Origin of the sequence: Desulfosporosinus shakirovi (assembly GCF_020595055.1) — a bacterium.
GTDB lineage: Bacteria > Bacillota > Desulfitobacteriia > Desulfitobacteriales > Desulfitobacteriaceae > Desulfosporosinus > Desulfosporosinus shakirovi.
Genome location: NZ_JAJDOO010000007.1, coordinates 110870 through 134061 on the forward strand (window position 1 = coordinate 110870; position 23192 = coordinate 134061).

General features: G+C 43.4%; 23 protein-coding genes and 1 riboswitch. Of the genes, 2 read left to right on the top strand and 21 right to left on the bottom strand.

Going from position 1 to position 23192, the window contains the following annotated elements; genetic code table 11:
• Window position 1: 1 nt before the first annotated feature.
• From LJE72_RS08280 to LJE72_RS08350, 15 genes are all read right to left on the bottom strand, one after another.
• Window positions 2-1414 carry an FAD-binding oxidoreductase gene (locus LJE72_RS08280; RefSeq protein WP_229247144.1) on the bottom strand — a complete coding sequence of 471 codons (1413 nt, stop codon included), beginning with the start codon at window positions 1412-1414 and terminating at the stop codon, window positions 2-4.
• 101 nt (window positions 1415-1515) lie between these two features.
• Window positions 1516-2682, bottom strand: a complete 1167-nt coding sequence (locus tag LJE72_RS08285) for an aconitase family protein (RefSeq protein WP_229247145.1) — start codon at window positions 2680-2682, stop codon at window positions 1516-1518.
• A gap of 112 nt (window positions 2683-2794) precedes the next feature.
• The gene (locus tag LJE72_RS08290; RefSeq protein WP_229247146.1) at window positions 2795-4132 is read right to left on the bottom strand and encodes a GntP family permease; all 1338 of its coding nucleotides are present in this window, start codon (window positions 4130-4132) and stop codon (window positions 2795-2797) included.
• Between the two features lie 251 nt (window positions 4133-4383).
• A complete protein-coding gene (locus LJE72_RS08295) occupies window positions 4384-4821 on the bottom strand; it encodes a 2-oxoacid:acceptor oxidoreductase family protein (RefSeq protein WP_229247220.1) in 438 nt (145 codons plus the stop codon).
• Window positions 4821-5690, bottom strand: coding sequence for a thiamine pyrophosphate-dependent enzyme (locus LJE72_RS08300; protein ID WP_229247147.1), 870 nt, complete (start codon window positions 5688-5690; stop codon window positions 4821-4823). Before LJE72_RS08300 ends, LJE72_RS08295 begins: the two co-directional genes overlap by 1 nt.
• A 13-nt stretch (window positions 5691-5703) precedes the next feature.
• Window positions 5704-6849, bottom strand: coding sequence for a transketolase C-terminal domain-containing protein (locus LJE72_RS08305; protein ID WP_229247148.1), 1146 nt, complete (start codon window positions 6847-6849; stop codon window positions 5704-5706).
• 12 nt (window positions 6850-6861) lie between these two features.
• Entirely contained in the window at window positions 6862-7146 is a 285-nt protein-coding gene (locus LJE72_RS26190) for a 4Fe-4S binding protein (protein WP_229247149.1), read from the bottom strand.
• A 333-nt stretch (window positions 7147-7479) separates the two neighbouring features.
• Window positions 7480-9384 (bottom strand): sigma 54-interacting transcriptional regulator, encoded by a 1905-nt coding sequence (locus LJE72_RS08315; RefSeq protein WP_229247150.1) that lies wholly within the window; start codon window positions 9382-9384, stop codon window positions 7480-7482.
• A 59-nt stretch (window positions 9385-9443) separates the two neighbouring features.
• A complete protein-coding gene (locus LJE72_RS08320) occupies window positions 9444-9971 on the bottom strand; it encodes a nitroreductase family protein (RefSeq protein ID WP_229247151.1) in 528 nt (175 codons plus the stop codon).
• A 230-nt stretch (window positions 9972-10201) separates the two neighbouring features.
• Window positions 10202-10933, bottom strand: coding sequence for a precorrin-6A/cobalt-precorrin-6A reductase (locus LJE72_RS08325; RefSeq protein WP_229247152.1), 732 nt, complete (start codon window positions 10931-10933; stop codon window positions 10202-10204).
• 27 nt (window positions 10934-10960) lie between these two features.
• Window positions 10961-11815 carry an energy-coupling factor ABC transporter ATP-binding protein gene (locus LJE72_RS08330; RefSeq protein WP_229247153.1) on the bottom strand — a complete coding sequence of 285 codons (855 nt, stop codon included), beginning with the start codon at window positions 11813-11815 and terminating at the stop codon, window positions 10961-10963.
• 5 nt (window positions 11816-11820) lie between these two features.
• Window positions 11821-12591 (bottom strand): cobalt ECF transporter T component CbiQ, encoded by a 771-nt coding sequence (gene cbiQ, locus LJE72_RS08335; protein ID WP_229247154.1) that lies wholly within the window; start codon window positions 12589-12591, stop codon window positions 11821-11823.
• Window positions 12588-12884 carry an energy-coupling factor ABC transporter substrate-binding protein gene (locus LJE72_RS08340; RefSeq protein WP_229247155.1) on the bottom strand — a complete coding sequence of 99 codons (297 nt, stop codon included), beginning with the start codon at window positions 12882-12884 and terminating at the stop codon, window positions 12588-12590. The genes cbiQ and LJE72_RS08340 overlap by 4 nt, the downstream gene beginning before the upstream one ends.
• Window positions 12881-13666 (bottom strand): energy-coupling factor ABC transporter permease, encoded by a 786-nt coding sequence (locus LJE72_RS08345; protein ID WP_229247156.1) that lies wholly within the window; start codon window positions 13664-13666, stop codon window positions 12881-12883. The genes LJE72_RS08340 and LJE72_RS08345 overlap by 4 nt, the downstream gene beginning before the upstream one ends.
• A 350-nt stretch (window positions 13667-14016) precedes the next feature.
• Window positions 14017-14201, bottom strand: a riboswitch (cobalamin riboswitch).
• A gap of 59 nt (window positions 14202-14260) precedes the next feature.
• Window positions 14261-15925: a ribonuclease J gene (locus LJE72_RS08350; protein WP_229247157.1), complete on the bottom strand. Its 1665-nt coding sequence runs from the start codon at window positions 15923-15925 to the stop codon at window positions 14261-14263.
• A gap of 502 nt (window positions 15926-16427) precedes the next feature.
• Between LJE72_RS08350 and LJE72_RS08355 the strand changes: the two genes are divergently transcribed.
• Both LJE72_RS08355 and LJE72_RS08360 read left to right on the top strand, forming a co-directional pair.
• A complete protein-coding gene (locus LJE72_RS08355; RefSeq protein ID WP_229247158.1) occupies window positions 16428-16565 on the top strand; it encodes a DUF1540 domain-containing protein in 138 nt (45 codons plus the stop codon).
• 178 nt (window positions 16566-16743) lie between these two features.
• The gene (locus LJE72_RS08360) at window positions 16744-17262 is read left to right on the top strand and encodes a DUF6125 family protein (protein WP_229247159.1); all 519 of its coding nucleotides are present in this window, start codon (window positions 16744-16746) and stop codon (window positions 17260-17262) included.
• Between the two features lie 116 nt (window positions 17263-17378).
• Here LJE72_RS08360 and dapA read toward each other — a convergent pair whose 3' ends face one another.
• The 6 genes from dapA to dapB form a co-directional block, all read right to left on the bottom strand.
• Entirely contained in the window at window positions 17379-18335 is a 957-nt protein-coding gene (gene dapA, locus LJE72_RS08365) for a 4-hydroxy-tetrahydrodipicolinate synthase (protein WP_229247160.1), read from the bottom strand.
• 36 nt (window positions 18336-18371) lie between these two features.
• A complete protein-coding gene (dapG, locus tag LJE72_RS08370; protein ID WP_229247161.1) occupies window positions 18372-19598 on the bottom strand; it encodes an aspartate kinase in 1227 nt (408 codons plus the stop codon).
• A gap of 98 nt (window positions 19599-19696) precedes the next feature.
• A complete protein-coding gene (locus LJE72_RS08375) occupies window positions 19697-20686 on the bottom strand; it encodes an aspartate-semialdehyde dehydrogenase (protein WP_229247162.1) in 990 nt (329 codons plus the stop codon).
• An 89-nt stretch (window positions 20687-20775) separates the two neighbouring features.
• Window positions 20776-21369 (bottom strand): dipicolinate synthase subunit B, encoded by a 594-nt coding sequence (locus LJE72_RS08380; protein WP_229247163.1) that lies wholly within the window; start codon window positions 21367-21369, stop codon window positions 20776-20778.
• Between the two features lie 3 nt (window positions 21370-21372).
• On the bottom strand, window positions 21373-22290 hold the full coding sequence (gene dpsA / locus LJE72_RS08385) for a dipicolinate synthase subunit DpsA (RefSeq protein WP_229247164.1): 918 nt from the start codon (window positions 22288-22290) through the stop codon (window positions 21373-21375).
• Between the two features lie 82 nt (window positions 22291-22372).
• Window positions 22373-23176 (bottom strand): 4-hydroxy-tetrahydrodipicolinate reductase, encoded by an 804-nt coding sequence (gene dapB, locus LJE72_RS08390; RefSeq protein WP_229247165.1) that lies wholly within the window; start codon window positions 23174-23176, stop codon window positions 22373-22375.
• Between the last annotated feature and the right edge of the window lie 16 nt (window positions 23177-23192).

Consider the following 23192-nt stretch of genomic DNA (forward strand, 5'->3'; position numbering starts at 1 on the left):
CTTACCTCTCAACCCATATCTTACCGGGATTCATGATTCCTTTAGGGTCTATGGCATCCTTGATAATTCTCATGATTTCCAACGCCTTACCATGTTCCGCCTCCATAAATTGGGATCTAGTGAAGCCTACTCCATGTTCTCCAGTGGTTGAGCCCTCCAATTCCAAAGCCAGTTGATGAATATCATCGGCAACGCGGTGGGCTGCTTCGACTTCTTCCGGCTTTAAAGGATCAATAATGGGCGCTGTATGCATGTTTCCGTCACCAATATGACCATAAATTACGACGAGTGTGTTATGTTTTGCCCCAATCTCCTTAATTCTACGTAACGCTTCAGGGACCTTAGCCATCGGAAAACAAACATCTTCACCACAAAAAATTCTTGTTGCACCCGGTTTAACACGAGCTGAAGCAGCACCAATGACTGCACGTCCTTGCCAAAGCTTCGCCATACGCTGAGCGTCCGTGGCCCATTCCACCGAGCTCGCCCGTTTTTCTGCGATCTTTTTGACTTGCTGCCCCTCAAAGTCGACTGCTGCCTTGCTGCCGTTGATTTCAAAGAATAGGGCAGCCTCTGCTTCCGGAAGCTTTAAATCCGGTTGAAATTTATTGGCGGCTTTAATCCCAGAGTCGTCCAATATCTCAATACCAGAAGGTATAATTCCATTCTTAAACACTTCTAAGACTGTGGCAGCCGCATCATCCAAACTGGAAAACAGCGTAAGCAGGATTCCCCTAACTGGCGGTTTTGGTAGAACTTTTAGTCTGACCTGTGTAATAACCCCTAAAGTACCTTCAGAGCCGACGTAAAGGCTCGTAAGATTAATCCCTGAAACGCTTTTCAGTGCTCTGGAGTGTAATCCTCCAGTCTTCATGACCTCTCCATCTGGCAAGACAACTTCCAATCCCAACACATACTGACCAGTGTTACCAAACTTTACTGCTCGCAACCCACTGGCATTATTGCCTACCATGCCCCCAACCGTCGCCATTTTTGAGCTTCCTGGGTCAGGTGGGAAAAATAGCCCATAAGGCGAAAGCGCAACATTGAGGTCAGCGTGCACAATCCCAGGTCTTACAACAACTTGCATATTACTCTCATCAATTTCCACGATATCCGTCCAACCCGAAAGGTCGAGTACAATACCTCCCTTAACAGCTACACTCCCACCAGTCTGACCGGACCCTGCTCCCCTGGGTGTAACAGGTATATCATGGTTATAAGCATAGCGCATTATCTTTTGAACTTCCTCAGTTTTCATGGGACAGACAACAACATCAGGATAAAATTCATTCAGCTGGGATAAGAAAGAACTGTCATAAGTATAGGTATACCGTTCAAGCTTACTAGAAATTACTTTTTCTGGGCCTAGTAATTCTTTCATATCGTTAATCAGTTGACTTTTTCCCACCATACTTCACCCCTTCTCCCTAGTTCTCCTATCCGTACATTCGGACAGGAACCTTTGCTTCTTGATCAAGCCAAGGCTAGTACCCTCTTGATTAAATTTTCAAACTAAATTACTCCTTTAACTGCAGCTAGTGCTACTGTTCGAGGAGAGGCTAAGTAGATACTAGCCTGAATCGATCCGATTCGGCCAGGTGTATTCTTGATCGTCGTTGTAATAGCAACATCGCCCTCAGCCAAGACTCCAAAATGTTTGCCCGGACATGGCCCACAGCCTGGGGGCATAATAACCGCACCACGTTCTCTGATTAAAGCGCTAATCCCTTGCTCATCCATTGCTTGTGTTACTGCCCTCGATGCTGGTGTCACGATAAAGGTGACATCAGAGTGCACAGGATACTCCTGCAGAACGCTGGCAATAATCTGCATATCCTCCAGACGACCAGCCGAACATCCCCCAGCTATCGCAACATTAATCTTTACTCCAGCCAGTTCTCTTGCTGGTTTTACATTGGTTGGTTGAGGCGGAACCGCAATCATAGCTTCAATCTTACTGACATCGACTCCACGTTTGATAGGACCAGCTTCTTCTCCTTCAGGTACAACAAAAGCAGTAGCGGCTCCCGCCTCAGGCAAGAAATTACAGATCGTCATGCGAGCAGCAGAGGATAAAGAATTGAAAAGAGATCCTGTTAAACCAACTGCTTTCCCCTTCATATCACTTCCAAATTTCCACAATAAATATAGCCCAATGTCCCTCGGGAGTACCTCTGGCTGTAACTCACCGTCAAGTCCTATCGTCAGAAGCTCTGGGACTTGCATCTTAAGCCTACCTGAAACAAGAACAGCAACTAATTCTTCCGGTGTTAAAGCGTAAGCCAGAGCTCCAAAGGCTCCAGCTGTAGCCACATGGCCATCGGCACCCGCTATGATCATTCCTGGCCAAAGAGGAACCTTCTCTGCAACGATTTGATGTAAGACCCCTTCGCCATGATTATAAAGAACACACCCTTGTTCTTCAGCAAATTGACTAAATCTGCGCTGAAAACTGCGTTCAGCTGAGGTTGGTGCCGGAAAAGCATGATCTACCGTTAAAAGTACCCGGCGTCCATCATATACCTTTTCAGATTGCTTTTCCCAAGCCTCGAGCAATTTGGGACCAGTTCCATCATGCGCCAGAGCTAAGTCCACTTCGATCTCAACCATGTCCCCTAAGCTTATCTTTTCAATCCCAGCAGCTTTAGCCATATATTTGCAATAAAAATTTTTATTCACTCTCAAAATCCCACCCTGCCTAAGATTGAAATCCAAACTACGAATCCCATCGGTACTTCGGGGGGACATCTTAACGATGCACCCCCAAAAAACGCTTAATCAGTACGCAGCATTAAATCAAATGAAATATCCACAAAACATAGACTGCAGCCATGGAGAAGACCCCACCAACCAAAGTCACACCGCCATAGGAATAGAGTGCAGGCTTAAGTTCCATGCGAGACAAGGAGGTGCAAACCCAAAAGTAACTGGAGTTAACATACTTGATGATAACAGAACCAGCTCCAGCTGCGAGCATTGCTGCTTCAGGGCTAAGGCCTAAGCCTGTGAGCATAGGCGCTACAATTGACGCTGACGTGATAACACCTACTGTTGTAGAGCCTGTGATAATGTTTCCCACAATGCCCAAAACGAATGGCAAGAAAATGGAAGGAACTCCAGAATTCAAGACAGCCTGAGCGATAAAATCTACAGCAGGGGTTCCTTTTAAGATTGCACTCAAGGAACCACCTAACCCAGTCACCATAATAATCATGGCAGAGTTACGTAGAGCCGTTTCAATCCACTTGTCGTTCTGAACTTTCTTCTGATCTGCATTCGTATTGCGAAAGGCAAACCAAATACCAATAAGCAAGGCCACCGGCGGCCATCCGATAAAGTTAAAAGCGGTTTTGAAAAGACCATCAGCCATATAGAGATTAGCGACACTTGCTCCAGCAATTAGAAGCAAAGGAAGTATAATCGGTGTATAAGCTGCTAAGGTTGAAGGAAGTTTAAGTCCTTTATCCGCAAACGATTGGCCGACAAACTCGTCAGAGGGAGGGGAGGGAATTCTGGGACCTACGATTAAGGCAAACAGCCAACCTGCAATTGATCCCACAAACGTTGCGATAGCACCAAATAGAATAATCTTGCCAATATCAGCATTGAGTATCGCCGCAGCGGCTAAAGGGCCGGGAGTTGGCGGAACCATCGCGTGTGTAAGCTGCATGGATCCTACAAGACCAGCAGACATAACGCTCATGTTGATTCCCGAAGCAAGGGCTGCTGAGTGAACTAAGGGGTTGAGGATAACGTAGCCGACATCTGAGAAGATAGCGAGTCCGATAACGAAACCGGTTAATGTCAAGGCTAAAGGCATGTTTTTCTGTCCAACCCAGTCAATCATTTTTAGGGTAATCTTTTCAATCCCGCCGGTCTCTTTAAGCGCTTCAGCAATGACGGAACCCAAAACGATAACCACGGCGATTGACTTGACAGTACTTCCAAAACCAGATTCAAAGGCCTTAATGAACTCCCCTTGATCTACTCCTGGGATCAAAGCAAACAGTATAATTGGAATTAGAAGGGCCATGAAGACATGCCATTTGATTTTTGCTATCAAGAAGAATAACAAAGCAATAACTACAAGGAAGCCGACCAACGTATAGGTAGGATTGTTTAATATCATGCTTTCCTCACCTTTCATGAAAACTATTCTTTATTCATTTTTGGCAAACTTCGGATTACGTCCGGTAAATGAGCGGCTTCGGTCTAACCGCAAGTTCTTTCTGTTTATATAAAATATTTTCTAGATTCTGAATACTTAAGTCAGGGCGGAGTCCGGCAATTGGCATAACCGGCCCCGTAGCTTTTACATAATAACACATCGCCACAAAATTTCCTGAGCTTTAACGAATTATATTGAACAGACATCCGTTCTTACTCGTTGACCACTAAAACGTCGCGCTCAGCTAAGACTTTAAGGAAAACTGCCGCTACATCCGAGCTATTAGGTTCAAAGTAAGGGTCCAGAGAAACAAAGGAAGAACCATGCAATTTATCCCCGAGAGCATTCTCAGTCATACCCAATGCCATTACCGTTCCATCTGCCTTGATACCTTTGGTCACGTCTATTACATCAAATAAACTATTATCCAAAACCACAACTATATCAGGCGACGTATTATTCGCCGAACGTTTCCGAATCGACTCATCCCCTACTCGAAGGATGGAATACATGGGAGCACCGGGACGCACAGCGGCAAACGCATCAAAGACTTGGACATTCTTACCTTGTCGTAAAAGTTCTTGCCCTATTGCGCGAGAGAGCTTCCCTACTGGTTGCCCAAATCGGCCATGGAAACGAATTTCCCTCATCACTCTTCATCCCCCCCTCGGCCATAGTAGACATTTATACTTTTCTGAAGCTTTACGACCTGTTCAGAGGTGAGATGTTTGAATCGACCTTGAGTGGTCAGATAATCCGCAACAGGAATAAAGGTTGGCTCAAAAGTACGATTACGAACACCTTCATCCACTTCGTAAAGTTCAAAAAGACCGCTTTCCACGGCTAACCGTGCATACTCAATGGTTTTCTCCGCCGGAATTTGCCAACCACGATGACAAGGTGCTAGGATATGAATATAGGAAAATCCAGGTTTTTCGGCAGCTTTTTTAAACTTCGCAATAAGATCCAACGGATATGCAATCGAGGCACTCGCTACATAATCTATTTCATGCGCTTGCATAATGGCCAACATGTTCTTCTTCTTGACTGCTTTCCCTTTGGACATGTTACTAGTGATCGCATACATGGGGGTCTGACTGCCCGTCTGTCCGCCCGTATTCATGTACATCTCATTGTCATAACACACGTGAATCATGTGTTCATTACGTTCAGCTGCACCCGTCAAGGATTGAAACCCAATATCTGCTGTTCCTGCATCCCCTGCCCAAGAAACCACATTAACGTCTTCGATTCCCTGTGCTTCTAATGCTGCCCTGATTCCAGAAGATACTGCTGGAGCCATTTCAAATAACGTATGGTAAAAGGGAATTTGCCACGTCGTCTTAAGGTTTGAGCCACCCAAGGTTGCCATACATGATGCTGGAATTGTAATAATCGTCCTAGAGCCTAAAGCCTTCATTGCTTGCCTTCCTGCAACGGCTGCACCACAACCCCCACAACCAGCATGTCCTTGACCAAATAATTCCTCTTTCGACAAATCTGCGATGGATATAGCCACGTTTAATCTCTCCTTATAACCCGAACCATTCGGAAGTAATTGCCTGTTGTTCAGTTTTCTCCGAAAGTTCAAGTACCTTCTTGATTTCTTCGGTCGTTACATCCCTGCCTCCTAGCCCAAGAATATAACTATTAAGACGTATGGACTGTCCGTATAATGCTGACTTAACTTCGGTTCCTAACGCTCCTCCGAGACCGTAGACGATATTTTTGTCACACACGGTAATCAGTTGCACATTCTTAAGAGCCTCACGAAGTGCTTCCACAGGGAAAGGCCGCCAAGCCCTTACTTTTACTAACCCAACTTTTCGACCCGCCTTCCGCAGTTCATCTACTACGATTCGGGCATCACTAACCATAGATCCCATAGCTACAATGACATGCTCTGCATCATCCATCTGATAAGCTTCGATTAACCCTGACCAATCCCGGCCAAATTCTTTGGCATAATCTGAGGCTACATTGTTAATGACTGTTAGCGCTTGCTCCATAGCTTCATTTTGACGAAACTTATAATCCATATAAAATTCAGGACTAGCAACGGTATTTACCCCTTGTGGGTGCTCGACATCAAGGGTCCGGACTCGATTTAAAGGCAAAAATTGATCTATTTTTTCCTCATCAGGTATTTCCACTTCCTCTAAAGTATGAGATTGGATGTACCCTTCATAATTCACCATAACCGGCAAACGGATTGTTTCAGCGATTTTAAAGGCCTGGAGCATATTATCAAGCACTTCTTGATTATTTTCACAAAAGAGTTGAATCCAACCACTTGCTCCTTGAGAAATTGCATCGCCTTGTTCTGGAAAACGGCTATGCGGTGCCGATAAAGCTCGATTTGCAACTGCCATCACAACAGGTTGACGTAATCCTGCCGTATGATAGACGACTTCCGTCATATAGAGCAATCCTTGAGAATTCGTCACTGTAAAAGTCCGGCTACCTGCCAAACTTGCCCCTAGTGCCGCCGCTAAGGCACTATGATCAGACTCAACTCGTACAAAACGAGTATTCAACTCACCATCATCAATAAACTTACTAACCCTCTCCATTGCCGGAAAAGCCGGAGTAATCGGGTAATACGCTAAAACTTCAATACGGGCTAACCTTGCCCCATAGGCCGCTGCCTCACTGCCTGTTAACAATGTTGTACTCATTCATTTCCCCCCTTAACGGAAAACGCCCTTAACCCCAGAATACTCAGGGATCATTTGTATGGCATTCTCTTCACATTCATTCGCACAAATTCCGCACCCTTTACACAACTTTAATGTCAGAACTAATTTACCCTCTTGTTGGACTATAGCCCCATCTGGGCAAAACAAGGTGCATTCTAAACAGATATTGCAGTTCGCTAAAATTTCCGGATATTGAATACGCCATGTTATCCCTGTTGGCGTCTCGACAAGGCTTCCTGCCTTCGCTGTCGGGACAACCGGAAGATTTTTTACCACTGATTTTCCCTCCTTTCTATTTTGCTTTCCCTGCTAGCAAGATAATGCAATATGCATGCCATTAAAAGACAAAAAGAGCCGAAGCTCTTCTAATACAAAAATATTCTGTCATTAAGCCTGTGGCACCAATATATGTCCCCTTAATTAGGTTGTATATTCTAAAGCTTTTCCATGAGGCCTAGTTTACTGTTTCACATAAGCAACATAAAGTGTTCAGTAGTTGAAGCAACCGTTTCAAATACTGAACACTTTATCTTTTTCTTGCATTCCAACAAAGTAAGCCGAGCTCTCTCGATACTTTCTCTATGACTATTAGAAATCTCAAAATCGCAATTATGACATATCCTCTGCTTCTTGCATCTTACGCCACAAGGTAGTCCGACTAATTCCTAAACGACGGGCCGTTTCAGTTTTATTGCCGCCACATTCCTTAAGGGCCTTCTGAATGGAACGAATTTCCGCCAACTCAACTTCGCCACGCAGCCTCTCTTCCCGTTCAGGAATAATGACAGTCTGCTTTCGGTCCAAGCCAAGCGCCCGAGCAGTATCATCCTCGGAAATTTCCCTTTCCCCGGTCAGCATGACTAAACGTTCCATGGCATTGCGCAATTCGCGTATGTTTCCAGGCCATGGATAGTCTAAGAGGATTTGTTCTACTTCTCCAGAAAGCCCACCCGTACTCCGTTTCATCTTTCGACCAAATTTTTCCAAGAAATGACGGGCAATTAGTAGAATATCATTTCCACGGTCAGCAAGCTCTGGAACCACTAAGGACAAAACATTCAAGCGATAAAACAGATCTTCTCGAAAGCTTGCCTTTTCGACCATTTCTTTAAGGTCTCGATGTGTCGCTGCCACTAGCCGAACGTTCACTGGCAAAATGCTGTTATCCCCCAAACGCATGACCTCGCCCTCTTCCAATACCCGAAGTAGGCGTGCTTGCAACGAGGGTGCCATCTCCCCAACCTCGTCCAGAAATAAGGTTCCACCATGGGCGATCTCAAATACTCCGGCCTTGCCTCCTTTGCGAGCCCCTGTGAAAGCACCCTCAACATAACCAAATAGTTCACTTTCTAAAAGGTTTTCTGGCAAAGCTGCACAGTTTATGGCCACGAAAGATTCACACCGTCGCGGACTGGCATTGTGAATTGCTTGAGCAAAAAGTTCCTTTCCCGATCCGGTCCTGCCATGCAAAAGGACTGTAGAATCAACTTGGGCATATTCCCGCGCCCATTTTACAGCATCGTTAATCGCTTGACTTTGCCCTATGATATGACTAAAACTATGCTTTGCAACATGTCCCCTGTCGGCTAAGGTACGCCGCACTTTATGTTCTAGACTTTGCAACCGGTCAACGGACTGAAAGGTAGTAACTACCCCCTCTAATTTATTGTCCACTTTAATAGGGATATTATTAGCCACAACTTTAACTCGATTTATCTCCATAATCTCCCCAACCTCTGCCTTACCCGTCTTTAAGACATTTTGACAGCGGGATTTAGGCAACACGTCAATAACCAGCTGTCCAATAGCTTTTTCAGCAGTCCATCCCGTCAGTTTCTCTGCAACCGGATTATAAACGCTAATTCTCCCTTCTTCATTCATAGCAATAACCCCGTCATAGGTGAAGTCTAAAATAGCTTTTAATTGTTCAACACGACGTTTTTCTAACTTACGCACTGCTAAGACGCGCTTTGCTTCCGCAAAAGCGCGCTGGACGGCTTCCCTGCCAGACTTAATTACCACCGCCTGCATGCCCAGTTTTTTCGCCGCATTTACCATAGCGATTTTACCGATCACAACTTGCACTTCAGCTGCTTTCAGAGCAGCTACCCCTTTAAGAATGTCCTCCTTCTGGTCTGCCAAGGCATACTTTACGAAACTCTCTCCGACAATCTCTTCGAAACTAACTATCTCTTGAATCATTTCTTTAACATCAACAATGCCGATGGCGCTCCCGAGTCTTTTAGCCTGTAAATACGCTTCCAAGATATCTAATCCACCAATAAGTACATCAATGACAGGTAGAGAAACTCCAGACTCTCTAATCATCCAAGCGGTAACTCCCCTGCTGACAATCACGTGGTACCCCTGCCCCTCAGCTTCTAAGGCAAGTTTCACCCCTTCCTCCATTCGGGCGACCTTAATATCGATCTCTGAAGCATCTTCCAAACGACTGACTTCTTTAACCAAACTAGCCAGCTCTTGTAATGGTGCGATAAATAAGATTTCGGCCATTTCTTACGCCCCCCCGGTTTCGTGTTTTGCCATTGATCAACCAGTATGGCGTCTATGTCTTAGAATTTTGACCCATACTTATTCACGTGAACCTTATCAAACCCTAAATCTCCCTCCAAATGAGACGACTTAGATTCGTCAGGGTATCCGATAGAAATAATCGAAGTAACTTTAAGATTCTCTGGAATGCTCAAGATCTTTCGTACGTACTGTTCGGCCGTTTCGGATTCCAAAAACTGGCGTTCCCTAATTTGAATCCAGCATGATCCTAATCCTAAAGATGCTGAAGTTAGATGTAAAATCGTTGCCGCAATGGATGCATCTTCTATCCATACATCACTTTTCGCAGGATCAGCTAAAATAACAATGCCCATGGCAGCATCCTTTAGAAACCCTGCACCTTTTTTACATGATGCTAACTGAGTTAATACTTCAGAATCATCGACAGCAACAAATTGCCACGGTTGGAACCCTCGCGAGGAGGGACTTAATAATGTAGCTTTTAAAAGCAATTGAACTGTGTCAACATCCAACTTTTCAGATGTGTACTTCCGAATACTGCGGCGTTTATAGAGAAGATCCAACATAATTCTACCCCCTGTCAAATTTGAACCTAGATAATAATTTTCTAATTTTATGTAAACTATATACTCATTAAGATTATATTGAACGCCCTTCATTATTTTTGCAAGCCCTGAGAAAAAAATTTTCCAAATCTACTCTCCTGTCCTTAGGTTTTTATTCTAGGAGAGAACTTTAATAGGCTGAAAAAAGAGACGAGGATCAGTCGTCCTCGTCTCAAGTGATTATATTCATATCATTTTGGCAAAGTAACATTAGCGTCTACCCAATCCAGCAATTCATGAATACTGTTGACCGTCAATCCTAAATTCAGATTGTTTCTTTTGATAAACACAATCTCTAAACCCAATTCCAAAGCAGCAGAGATTTTCGTATCAGTCCCACCAGCAAACCCGCTGTCTCGAGTCAAAAGAATATCAGCCCCGTAAAATTTAAAGAATACTCGATTTACATCTCTAGAAAATTGCCCTTGCATAGCAACGATATTCCTTGGCGGAATGCCCATATCTTGACACTTCTGAACTAAACGTCCCTCGGGCAGAACCCGGACAACTATACGGGCAAATCGGGCAAACGGACTTCGCACTATGCTTTCTAATTGGTGACTTCCCGTCGTGACAAAAATCGTTACAGGACGCCCTTTCTCTTGATGCAAAGCACCCACGCGCCGCTCCAATTGGAGCAACGCTTCCTCCCAATTATCTACTGGATAGATTAACGAGCTAACAGGAATGATTGTCTCAGGTCTTTCTAAACGAAGATAAGGAATACCTCGCGGTTCACACCATTGGCGTAAAGGGGCAAACTTTACACTACTGGAAGGCGGGCTGGCATCAATGATTAATGTCGGCGAATGCAGACACATCTTTTCGCTCCACGTTTGCGTTCGTATTAGCTCAAGCCTTCTGCTATTAAGACATTCACTAATCTCACGCGCCGCAGCTGTTTCTCCCAAAAGTAATATCATTTGCTAACCTCCATAGAGATGTTCATTCTAAGCACTTTGTTGACCGCTCTTAGCCGGAATGTTCTGGAATAAATCTGTTTTGGTTTTTGGTAAAGGAGCAGACGAAGGAAGCCATCCTTTTTTCACCAACTCGGTATGTGTTTCTATTAGCCAAGGAATAGTCAAATCAGCACGTTTCACAATCTCTGGCCGAGTTAATAGCTCGCCAGGTAATCCGTGGGCGATGATTTCTCCACGGTACATTATTGCTAATCTGTCTGACCAGCTATACGCTAAATCGACGTCGTGCGTTGATAGAATAATTGTTTTACCCTCTAAGCTCAATTTCTCCAGGATTTGCATGAACTCATGAGAATGACGAGGATCCATTCCGGCGGTTGGCTCATCAAATATAATGACTTCCGGCTCCATTGCTAATACTCCCGCGATAGAAACCCGTTTTTTCTGACCATAACTTAACAGGTGAGTCGGTTTATCTTCAAGGTCAGTGGTTTCAGTATCTAACATGGCTTGCTTAACTCTCTCTATTACTACTTCTTCTGAAAGTCCGAGATTGAGCGGGCCAAACGAGATATCTTGCCACACACTAGCGGAAAACAACTGACTATCTGGATCTTGAAAGACAATTCCTACTTTTTTGCGCAATTCGATTAAGTCCTGTTTTTTATAAGAAATATCTTGTCCCTGATATTTAATAAAGCCCGAGTTTGGACGATAGATTCCGTTAAAATGCATAAATAAAGTAGATTTACCCGCTCCGTTTGATCCGAGAATAGCTAGTCTTTCTCCCTTTTGAACTTGCAAATTCACTTTGCGTAAAGCGCTTGTCCCATCTGGATAAGAATATTCTAGATTAACTGCTTCAAGTATGAGCTCAGACAAATTCATTACCTCCAAAGCAAATTCAGTATAATTAAAGGTATCTCAATCCCAGCGATAAAAAAATAATTTCTAAGGGAAATCGGCCGTTTCTGGGAAAGCACTCTAATTTCTCCATTGTACCCTCGCGCGGCCATGGTATTGTAAAGATCTTGATATTTTACAAAGACTTTACCTAGAAGAGCAGAAAAGAGCCTACTCATAGAACGAAAAGAACTTTTTAGAGAAACATAACCGGAACGAGAATACTGCGCACGCCGAATCATTGTCGCCGTTTCCAGAAAAACAAAGATAAAGCGATATATGAGTACCATCAATTCAGTAATAATGAAAGGTACTTTTAATGTATGGAGGACTGCGATCAGCTCAGTGATTGGTGTTGTCAAGGCTAGAAAATAGAGACAGGATACAGCCCCTAACGATCTGAGAAAGAGGTTAGCGGCTGTCAGTAGATCTGGGTAGTGTATCCCTATAGTAAAACCCTTAACTGTTTGAGCCAGCCAAAATCCAGAAGAGTCGGTCGATACTGAAATTGCTATCGTTAATACACTGATTAAAAGGAAGGACATTGGAATAGCTAAAAGTCTGATTAGAACTCGAGTCGGAATACCTGCTTTAAAGACAATTCCTCCAGCCATTAAAACTAAAACGATGAATGGGGTAAGCATCGTTGAAGATGTTAGACACATGCCCATTGTAAGCATTGCAAAAAGAGACTTTTCTGCGGGATGAACGCTTTTTAGTTTATTGTTATAGGCATAAGCATCAATGGCAATCACGCTTGATCACTCTTATTAACAGCATGTTTGCCCTTCGAGTAGCCTAGATAATAAAAAACAAATCCACTTCCGATAGCAGCCTGCAGAGCAAACAGTAACGATTCAATCTCGCCGCTGGGTGGTTCCCAAAACGACTCAAACCAAGGGGTGTAATCAGCATTGAGTTCCATGATCGCTTCTGAAGCCTGACCATCAGCACCACCAAACTCGGCATCCCTCGCTATATAAAGAGGAAGAACAGCTAATAATACTACAAATCCTAGAATTATCATGTTCTTGGTAAAGAGTTTCATGCTTTCACCCCCCGTTTAATGGAAGTTATCGCTTTACCTGTGAATGCGGTTAAAACTTGCAACTCTCTTTGACTATAAACGGTAAGAATATTAAATACCATAACTGTAAGTAGTCCTTCACTTATCGCTAAAGGAATCTGAGTGACTGCAAAAATACCCATGAATTTAAGTATGGCAGCGCTTACTCCACCTGAAGCTGCGGGAAAGGCGAGACCTAACTGAATGGAGGTTGTTACATAGGTCATCAAATTCCCTAAACTTGCTGCCATGAAAATCGAGAGCCATTGGGGAGCCCCCAATTTTTTCAATCCTTTATAGACACCATATGTGACAAAAGGTCCAACAATTCCCATAGAAAACGTATTCGCACCTAAGGTTGTTATTCCTCCGTGAGCCAACAAAAGTGCTTGGAAAATTAAAACAATCATTCCTAGAACCGTCATAGCTGCGGGTCCAAATAAAATTGCACCTAGGCCAACACCTGTAGGATGCGAGCAACTACCGGTGACAGATGGAATTTTTAAAGCTGACAGAACAAATGCAAAGGCTCCCGCCATTCCTAATAACATTTTTAAGTTTGGGTAGAGTGTAACTGTTTGTTTAATTGAACGCACTCCAGCAATAACAAAAGGAATCATGGCAATCCACCAGAAGGCTGCCCAGTTAAAGGGTAAGAAGCCTTCCATGATGTGCATCGCGTAAACATTATCAGGAATAAAGATGTATATAGACATGACATAGGCTATTAATAAACCGATATGTTTTATTTTACGAAGACTCATAGTTTTAACACTCCTTCTTTACGTTAATCATCAAACCTAATGTTTGTTGATTTAACTAACAAGATACCTTTTATGCACTGCTCCCGTATCCCCCTCTCTAATCGAAAAATAAAGAGATAACCCTACATCACTAATCCGAAGACAGCAACGTACCGGTTATCTCGAACGATGCGTTCTCTTCTGCTTTCAAGTCGCGTTCGCATTTTTGAAAGCAGATCCCGCTAGAACAAGACATTAACCTGCAGATAGTTTCCCTCGGGAAACCTATTATGTACTCAAAATAATATATAAAGCCCTCCATGATATGGAGGGCCGAATTAACAAAAATCCCTGCCACTCATCCATCGTGAGTTAAAGCATACGAGCAGTCAGGTCTCCTGGCTTAGGTTCATCGTTTATTGCCTCCTTCCCAAGTTCCCTCAGTGGATATGGCAAAAACTCCCCATTTACAGTGGCGGGACCGCACCGGATTCACACCGGCTTCCCTGTTTAATTTTTCTTATAAAGAAAAATTACTTGCTCGAAATATTTACTTTTTATAAACTTAACACGAATACTCTTCCCCGTCAAGTAAGAATTTTTTTAACTTTATAACTATTCAACCTCTTGAATAATCGGCAAAATAACAGGTCTGCGGCGTGTTTTCTCATAAAAGTGTTTGCTTAAAGTATCTCGGATTTGATTTTTAAAGACAGCCCATTCCGTAACTCGATTCTCTCGACAACGCGCCATCGTCTGTCTAACCTTTTGTTTAGCTTCTTCTAACATAGTCTCTGACTCACGTACATAAACAAATCCTCGTGTCACAATATCCGGACCCGATACAATAGCTCCACTTGAACGACTTATGGTCATGACGACAATTAGAATACCGTCTTGTGAAAGTTGTTTGCGATCTCGTAACACGATGTTGCCTACGTCTCCGATCCCTAACCCGTCTATCAAGACTTTTCCAGCCATTACCTTACTGCCTAAAGCTGCCCCGTGGCGTGTAAATTCAACAACCCCACCGTTCTCAGTGATAAAAATATTTTCTCTGGGAATACCAAGTTGTTCTGCTAACTGGGCATGTTTGATCAACATGCGATACTCCCCGTGAACAGGCATAAAATATTGCGGTCGAACCATGCTGAGCATTAATTTTTGTTCTTCCTGACTTGCATGACCCGATACGTGCATTCCTTCTGCAGATTCGTAAATCACATTCGCTCCCAATTTAAACAATTGGTCGACTGTCTTAGCTACAGATTTCTCATTGCCTGGAATTGGGCTCGCAGAAATGATCACAGTGTCTCCCGGTTGAATCGCTACATGCCGATGATCGTGGTTAGCCATGCGGGTTAACGCTGACATGGGCTCACCTTGGCTCCCAGTGGTTAAAATACAAGCCTGATTTCCCGGCAGTCCGATGATTTCATCGATATCCATAAGGGTTCCCTCTGGAATATCTAAATACCCCAGTTCTTCAGCAATTCCAACTATATTTACCATACTTCGTCCCACAACCGCTACTTTGCGGTTAGTATTAACTGCAGCAGTAATCGCTTGTTGGAGTCGGTATACGTTGGAAGCAAAGCTGGCAAGAATGACACGATCCTTAGCATTACGAAACGCTTCATCAATCATTTCCCCAACATGACTTTCAGAGGGCGTAAATCCAGCTCTTTCTACATTCGTACTGTCTGACAGTAAACATAAAACTCCCTTGTCTCCCAGTTCAGAGAATTTATGAATGTCTAATATCTCACCCGAAACAGGGGTGTGATCTAATTTAAAGTCCCCCGTTACAACAACTGTTCCTAAAGGAGAATGGATAGCGATCGAAACTGAATCAGGTATACTGTGATTGACACGAATAAATTCAATGCGAAAAACTCCGAGCTTTATGACATCACGAGGCTGTACAACCGTTGCCTGGATATTATTTAAGTTATTCTCTTTCATCTTAGATTGTATGATCCCTAAAGTCAAACGCGTTCCAAAAACGGGCACATCCACATCTCTCAATAAATATGGCAAGGCACCGATATGATCTTCATGTCCATGGGTTAGTAATATACCTAGAAGCATTTCTTTGTGTTCAATCAAATATGTGTAGTCTGGTATTACAATATCAATCCCCAGCATATCTTCATCCGGAAACGCTAATCCAGCATCAACAAGCACCATCTGGTTATCATAGCGTATTACTGTCATATTCTTTCCAATTTCTCCGAGTCCGCCCAAAGGAATAATTTGCAATTTATGATCTTTTGGCAATCAAATCCACCTCCTATTTTTTGTACTAGTATACGGGCAACCGCCTTCGGCTTGACTCTAGCCAAGTTTTCTTTACGCTACCCATAAAGTATTAACTTAACGTTATATACTTTATGAAGCATAAGGGCAACTAGGCGACCGCCTACGCCTTCGGCTTGGCACTAGCCAATTTTTCTTTATATCTCATGTGCCTAAAAAGCTAACGGGATCCCCGTGGTTTCTTCGAAGCCCCAAAATAAAGCAACAAAAAGACGCGAAATAACATAACGAACACAATGACGCCCAGTATTCGCCAGTACTTCGATAATCATCTATGAAACTAGCCGCACAATAAAGATACTACATTATAGCGCGAAAAACGTAGGCTTGCAAGTCAGTTCATTTTCTCTTAAAGTACCTTGATCACTGTATTTCTGACGTAGTTCATGTATTAAACACCACAATTCGGGAACTATACCTTTAAGTCGTACTTTCTGACTAGTACTAGAAAGGTGGAATAGTCATGACCAATGTTGTTTGCAGCGCAACCAAATGCCATCATAACGAGGATGGCCACTGTCAACTCGAAACATTAAGTGTCACCTCCAGCATAATGGATCGTGAAGCTGAATGTGCTTTTTATGAACCGGGAGATAAATAAATCCTCTATAATCTATTAATTCCCTTATTATATCTCTTCTATAAGTCATCACCTTGGTGGGTGGTGACTTATATTATTTTTAACAGGCAGGAATTTCAATAGTGCTAGAGAATACTAATTCAAAATGCAAAATATTATAAATATTTTGTGGACTATTTTATAACGAGGGAGGTTAAAGATGTTAAACTCTAAAGATGATCTTACCCGAGAGCAAGCATTAGCCCTGTTAGAAGATTTTTCAGTCCGCTGGTTAGCACATGATGGGCTTTGGTTCCAAGCTATTGAGCAAATGCGAGGGATTGATGAAGCAGTCGAACTAGATATTAAGGCTTGGCGAACGTTTACTGTCTTAGAAGCTAAACGCGTTATGAAGTTCCTTGGGTTACCTAAAGATGGAGGCCTTGACGCATTAGAAAGAGCGCTAAGGTTTCGACTATATGCTTTCATCAATGTACAAGAATGTTTCAGGCCTGACGATCATACCCTTATTTTTAAAATGAAAGATTGCCGTGTTCAGTCTAAACGAAAACAAAAGAATATGCCCGACCATCCTTGTAAGCCGGTGGGAGAAGTCGAGTATTCGTTATTTGCTTCTACAATTGACTCGCGAATCAAGACGGTTTGCATAGCATGCCCCCCAGACCCTCACCCTGAAGAATTCTATTGCGGTTGGAAGTTTACTCTTAGTAATGAATAGTTATAAGGAAAATGAACCCCTGTTAGACGTAAGCAGAGGTTCATTTTCTTTATAAGAATATATAAAGCGCGCAAAGCATACTCTTCGGTTATTTCGTGTTTTGCTCATTTAAATGTCTAGACGCTTGAATGTCCAGGCTTTTCGGAAGCAACTTTTAATTCTGATATTACTTGTGCCTGAATTCTATTCTTAGGGGTTAACTTTTTTATAGTTTTCATAAGATCTTGTAAGCAGCTTATTTCCTCATTCGTTGCCTCAACTAAAGGCAAGCGAACTCCACCGGCTTTGATACCAATCATATTCATAAGTGCTTTAATCGGGACAGGGTTTGAGGTTACAAATATCCCTTTAAATACCGGAAACAGTTCAAGATGCCATTTTGTTGCTTGAGCTGTATCCCCTGCAAACCACGCATCTACCATGGCTTTCATTTCGTCTCCAATGACATGAGCGGCAACGCTAATTATTCCGCTGCATCCTAAGGCCAACATTGGCAAGGTCATTGAGTCATCTCCGCTGTACACCTCAAATCCCACCGGCAACAGTCTTTTTAGCTCACTGACCTGATCCAAGGAGCCTGCTGCTTCTTTTAACGAAACTATGTTAGGGATTTCAGACAATCTCTTAACTGTTTCTGGCATTAAATTAGCTGACGTTCTGCCAGGTACATTATAAAGCATTAAAGGTAATGATGACGCCTCTGCTATCGCCTTAAAGTGCTGAAACATTCCCTCTTGAGAAGGTTTATTATAGTAGGGCACAACTGCCATTAAACCGTCTACACCCGTTGTCGCCGCCATGCGGGCCAATGAAACACTGGAATTTGTGGAATTTGATCCAATCCCTGCAATCACCCTTGCCTTCGTTCCCAAAGCCCCTTTAATCGCCTTAAAGAGTTCAATTTTTTCTTGATCGGTTACAGTAGGAGATTCTCCTGTGGTACCACACACAACAACCCCATCTGATCCGTGGTCTGTCAAATACTGAGCCAAGCGTACGGCTTCTTGATAATCCACTTCCAGGGCTTCATTCATAGGAGTTACCATGGCAGTCAAGATTCTACCAAAAGACATCTTTCTCATCCTTTCTTCCCACATTCATTTTACATACTATATGTCTAGCTCAAACTTCTTGTGCAACGCTTGTACTGCAGTCACCATGTCCCCCTGATGAACCAGCACCCAAATTGTTGTATGTGAATCAGCCGATTGCAGGATAGTCACACCAGCGTCCGAGAGTGCTTCGACCATATCTGCCATAACACCTGGGACGCCTGCAATTCCAGCCCCAACTATGGATACCTTTGCACAACTGGTTAAAACATCTGGTTCAAAGTCCATATCCCGTAACATTTGGATTGCTTTTGTCGCAACCTCATCTGAAACAGTATATAACACTGCTTCTGGTTGCACACTTATAAAATCTACACTTATATCCGCAAGTGCCATTGCTTTAAAAATCCGCTTATCTGTAAGATGTTTGTTTGAAGCATCTGCGGTTAATATCCGAAGTTGAGTGACATTAGGTGTATGGGCGATTCCCGCAATCATGCGGTCAGTGGTAATATCCGTTCCGACTTCCCGATTGGGATGCATATTGGTTACCAATGTCCCTGGGGCTTTAGAAAAAGTTGATTTTATCCTCAGCGGAATATTTCGTTGCATCGCGATTTCCACGGCGCGTGGATGAATAACTTTTGCTCCTTGATAAGCCATCTGACATATTTCATTATAAGTAACAATATCTAAAATACGAGCATTTTCAACGATTCTAGGATCAGCAGTCATGATCCCTTCAACATCGGTATAGATATCGATAAATTCAGCAGCAAGAGCAACCCCAAGTGCTGAAGCCGTAGTATCACTTCCTCCTCGACCAAGAGTTGTAACCTGACCACCTTCTGTAACTCCTTGAAATCCGGTCACAACGACAACATACCCTTCTACCAATTGCTTTAGTATCTCTGCAGGCTCCACTCGCACAATCCGGGCATCTCCAAAATCATTATTAGTAATAATTCCTGCCTGCCCTCCCGTCAAGAGGACCGCTCTCAACCCCAGGCTATTTAAAGTGCTTACCAAGACAGTCCCTGAAATGACTTCTCCACAACTCATCAGTAAATCTAACTCTCGTTTGGGTAAATCAGGATGTATCTCTTTAACCATATTCAGAAACGTATCCGTTGCATAGGGGTCCCCGGATCGTCCAATAGCCGATACCACGACAACTGGAGAATACCCATCCTGAACTGCTTCTGAAACTATAGACGCCACCTGAGTCCTTCGCTCTTCTGTAGCAAGGGAGGTACCGCCAAATTTCTGTACTAGGATATTCAATTCCTATCCCCCCTTCTCGTGGATTGAACCGCGAACTCCAAACTATATCTTTAACCAATAGAACTTTAGAACACAAAATCTCCAGTTGCGATCCTCGATTAAAGTAATAGCTCTGCGATTTGAACAGCGTTTGTGGCCGCACCTTTGCGAATTTGATCTCCTACCACCCACATGTTAAATCCCTGATCGATGGAGTAGTCCTTACGCAAACGCCCAACATAGACTTCGTCTTTGTCAGAGCTAAACCATGGCATTGGATAGTGATCCTTACTAGGGTCGTCTATTACTACGACACCGGGCGCTTTGCTTAAGGCCTCCCGAATTTCTGAAACACTCACCAGCCTGTCTGTTTCAACATTAATAGATTCTGAGTGACTCCGAAAAACAGGTACGCGAACTGTTGTCGCGGTAATTGCCATACTAGGTACGTGGAAGATTTTCTGGGTTTCTTTAACCATCTTCCACTCTTCTTTGGTATAGTCGCCCTCTTGAAATACATCAATGCGCGGAACAAGGTTAAAGGCAATCTGATGAGGGAAAACGCTGGAAATAAGTTCTTCCCCTTGAGACCAAGCTTTCACCTGTGCACCTAATTCTTCAATACCTTCTCGCCCGGCACCTGAAACGGCTTGATAAGTAGATACTACCACGCGACGAATTCCAGCTAAATCATAAATCGGCTTAAGTGCTACGGCCATAATAATCGTCGAACAATTAGGATTGGAAATTATTCCCTTATGCCATTTTACATCTTCCGGATTAACTTCGGGCACTACAAGCGGCACTTCCGGGTCAAGTCTAAAAGCACTACTGTTATCAATGACCACAGCCCCACTGTCAACCGCAGATCGAGCATATTCAGTGCTTGCTGATCCACCTGCAAAGAGCGCAATATCTATCCCCTTAAAACTCTCGTGGGTTGTCTCCTGAACCTCAAGTTCTTGACCCTGCCATGCAATACGTTTACCGGCAGAACGTTTTGACGCTAACAACCTCAGTTCATCAACTGGAAACTTCCGCTCGGCAAGAATTTTAAGGAACTCTTGTCCTACTGCACCTGTGGCTCCAACAATTGCTACATTTGACATTAACTATGTTCCTCCTTACTTTTTATCTGGAATTGACCAGTGGGGGGTGCCTTACTACACGCAAGGCACCTTATTATGCCAGACGATGATCACTTTACTAAATAATCCACTAATACCGGTTGAATTTGCTTTCCGGCGCAAGCCATGAGAATGGTATCCGGAATTTTATCCATATGTGCCACTAGAGAATTTGCCTTGACTTCTGGATTATCTTGACCAAACGGCACCAAGTAAATATTTTTTGTAATGAGTAAGGTTCCAATATTACGGGCATTTAATCCCAGTCCATCATTACTGGAAATTGCTAAAACTAAAGGTCTCTGATTTCGAAGATGGGATTTAGCCGCCATGAGCACCGGGCTGTCAATAATTCCGTTAGCAAGCTTTGCCAGAGTATTTCCGGTACATGGAGCAATCACTACGCAATCGAACATCTTCTTGGGCCCAATCGGCTCCGCATCAGGAATAGTAGAAATGAGCTCCTTATGAGTAATCTCTTGAAATTGATGCTTCCAATCCTCTGCTTTGCCAAATCGTGTGTTCATACTATCAACAGAATAAGAGATAATCGGTGTCACCTCTGCACCCTCATCAACTAATCGCTTCATTACCTGGGTAACCTCATGTATTGTACAGTGTGATCCTGTTATAGCAAAACCAATTCTCAACCCATCAAACTTCATCCCTTACACCTCCACTTTACAAGTAGTGTTCACTGTGGTCAAGTGACGAAGAATAAGTTGCGGGTAAATATGAGCAAGAATTCGTCCGGCTGTTTTAGGAGCTACAATACCAGGAAGGCCTGGAGCCAAGAGAGCTTTAATACCCAACAACTGTGCGTATTCAAAATCAGTCCCTCCTGGAATCGAGGCCAAATCCACGATTACGGCATCTCGAGCCACCTTTTCTAACATCATGCGATCTAATATTGGATGATGTACCGTATTGAAAATAATTTCAGCACGCCCAATCTCATCCTCTAGATCAGTAAAATGTACTGGATGGAGTCCCATTTCTGTAGCGCGTGCCAGATCCGAAGGCTTGCGAGCAACTCCAGTCACATGTGCTCCAATTCCTTGTAACATCCGTGACAGAGTCCAACCACAGCGACCTAATCCTATGACGAAGCTTTGACTGCCATGAATTGTAATCGTTGTTGCTTCCATCGCCATTTGGATAGCACCTTCGGCCGAAGGTATGGAATTAAGGATGGCAAGTTCATTCAGCTTTGCAGTTTCTACTAATTGAATTCCAAAATTATCTGCTGCTGACTTTAAAGCTGGCCGCGCAAAGCCAATGACCAGTGGTACGCGCGCTGGAATAGATTCAAGTACCTTCTTGTTTAAGACAATGGGTGAATCTGAGTATTTAGCTTTGACTACCCCACGTTCATCGGTGCCGAACATCGGAAAAAGCAACACATCCACTTGCTCAACAGCTTCTTCCAGAGATGGCGCAAGAGTCATTCCCGAAATGGGAGAAGCCTTTTCGAATCCGACACCGACTATGTAGGCCCCCTGTTTTTGTAGTTCGGAAATTAAATAGAGTTCCCGATCATCTCCTCCAACTACTGCAAAACGAATTCCCTTCAAACCCGCACTCATTTTTATGCCCCCTTTGAGACAGTGTCCTATGACTACTATCCATTATATGAGGGTATGCAGGCTGCGGTTACGCCGAAAATCATTAATCAAGGAAATTATCGAGCCCTATTACCAGTTCTGTCAGCTCAGAAGATTTACGTATACTCAGCATGACCCCAGGCATATAAGTTTCTCTGGAAAATGCATCATGCCTAATGGTCAGTGCCTGACCTAATCCTCCGAATATAACTTCTTGGTGAGCAATTAAACCTGGCAAACGTACAGAGTGAATATGAATTCCACCAATGTCTGCGCCTCTGGCCCCTTGGATTTTCTCGTATTCATTTGGGTGTCCTTGGACCATAGGTTCACGGACTTCTAAAATTCCTTCCGCCGTTTTTAAGGCTGTACCCGATGGAGCATCTAGTTTTTGATCATGGTGCATTTCAATGATATCAACATTAGGGAAATATTTTGCAGATTCCTTTGCAAAACGCATCATCAAAATTGCCCCAATAGAGAAATTCGGTGCCAAAAATGCACCTGTTTTTTCTTTTTCTACGAGTGTACGAATTTCACCTATCTCAGCTTCATCTAACCCGGTGGTTCCTATAATCGGAACCACTCCAGCCATTATAGCTGTTTTCGAATTTTTTAAAACTGACTGGGGATTCGTGAAATCAACTAAGATGTCGGCTCGCGAAGAACGCAAATTCTCGATCTCCAGTGGCCCAGTAATATCAATACCAACCCTCGGAGCACCAACAACAAACCCAACATCCATTCCTTGATGTCGCGTATCTGAAGCTCCTACTAAAAGGAGATCATCTTCTTTCAAAATCGTACGGATCACTTCTTGACCCATCTTCCCACTTGCTCCAGCCACGTAAACACGAATTTTCTTCAACGAAACCCCTCCTGCG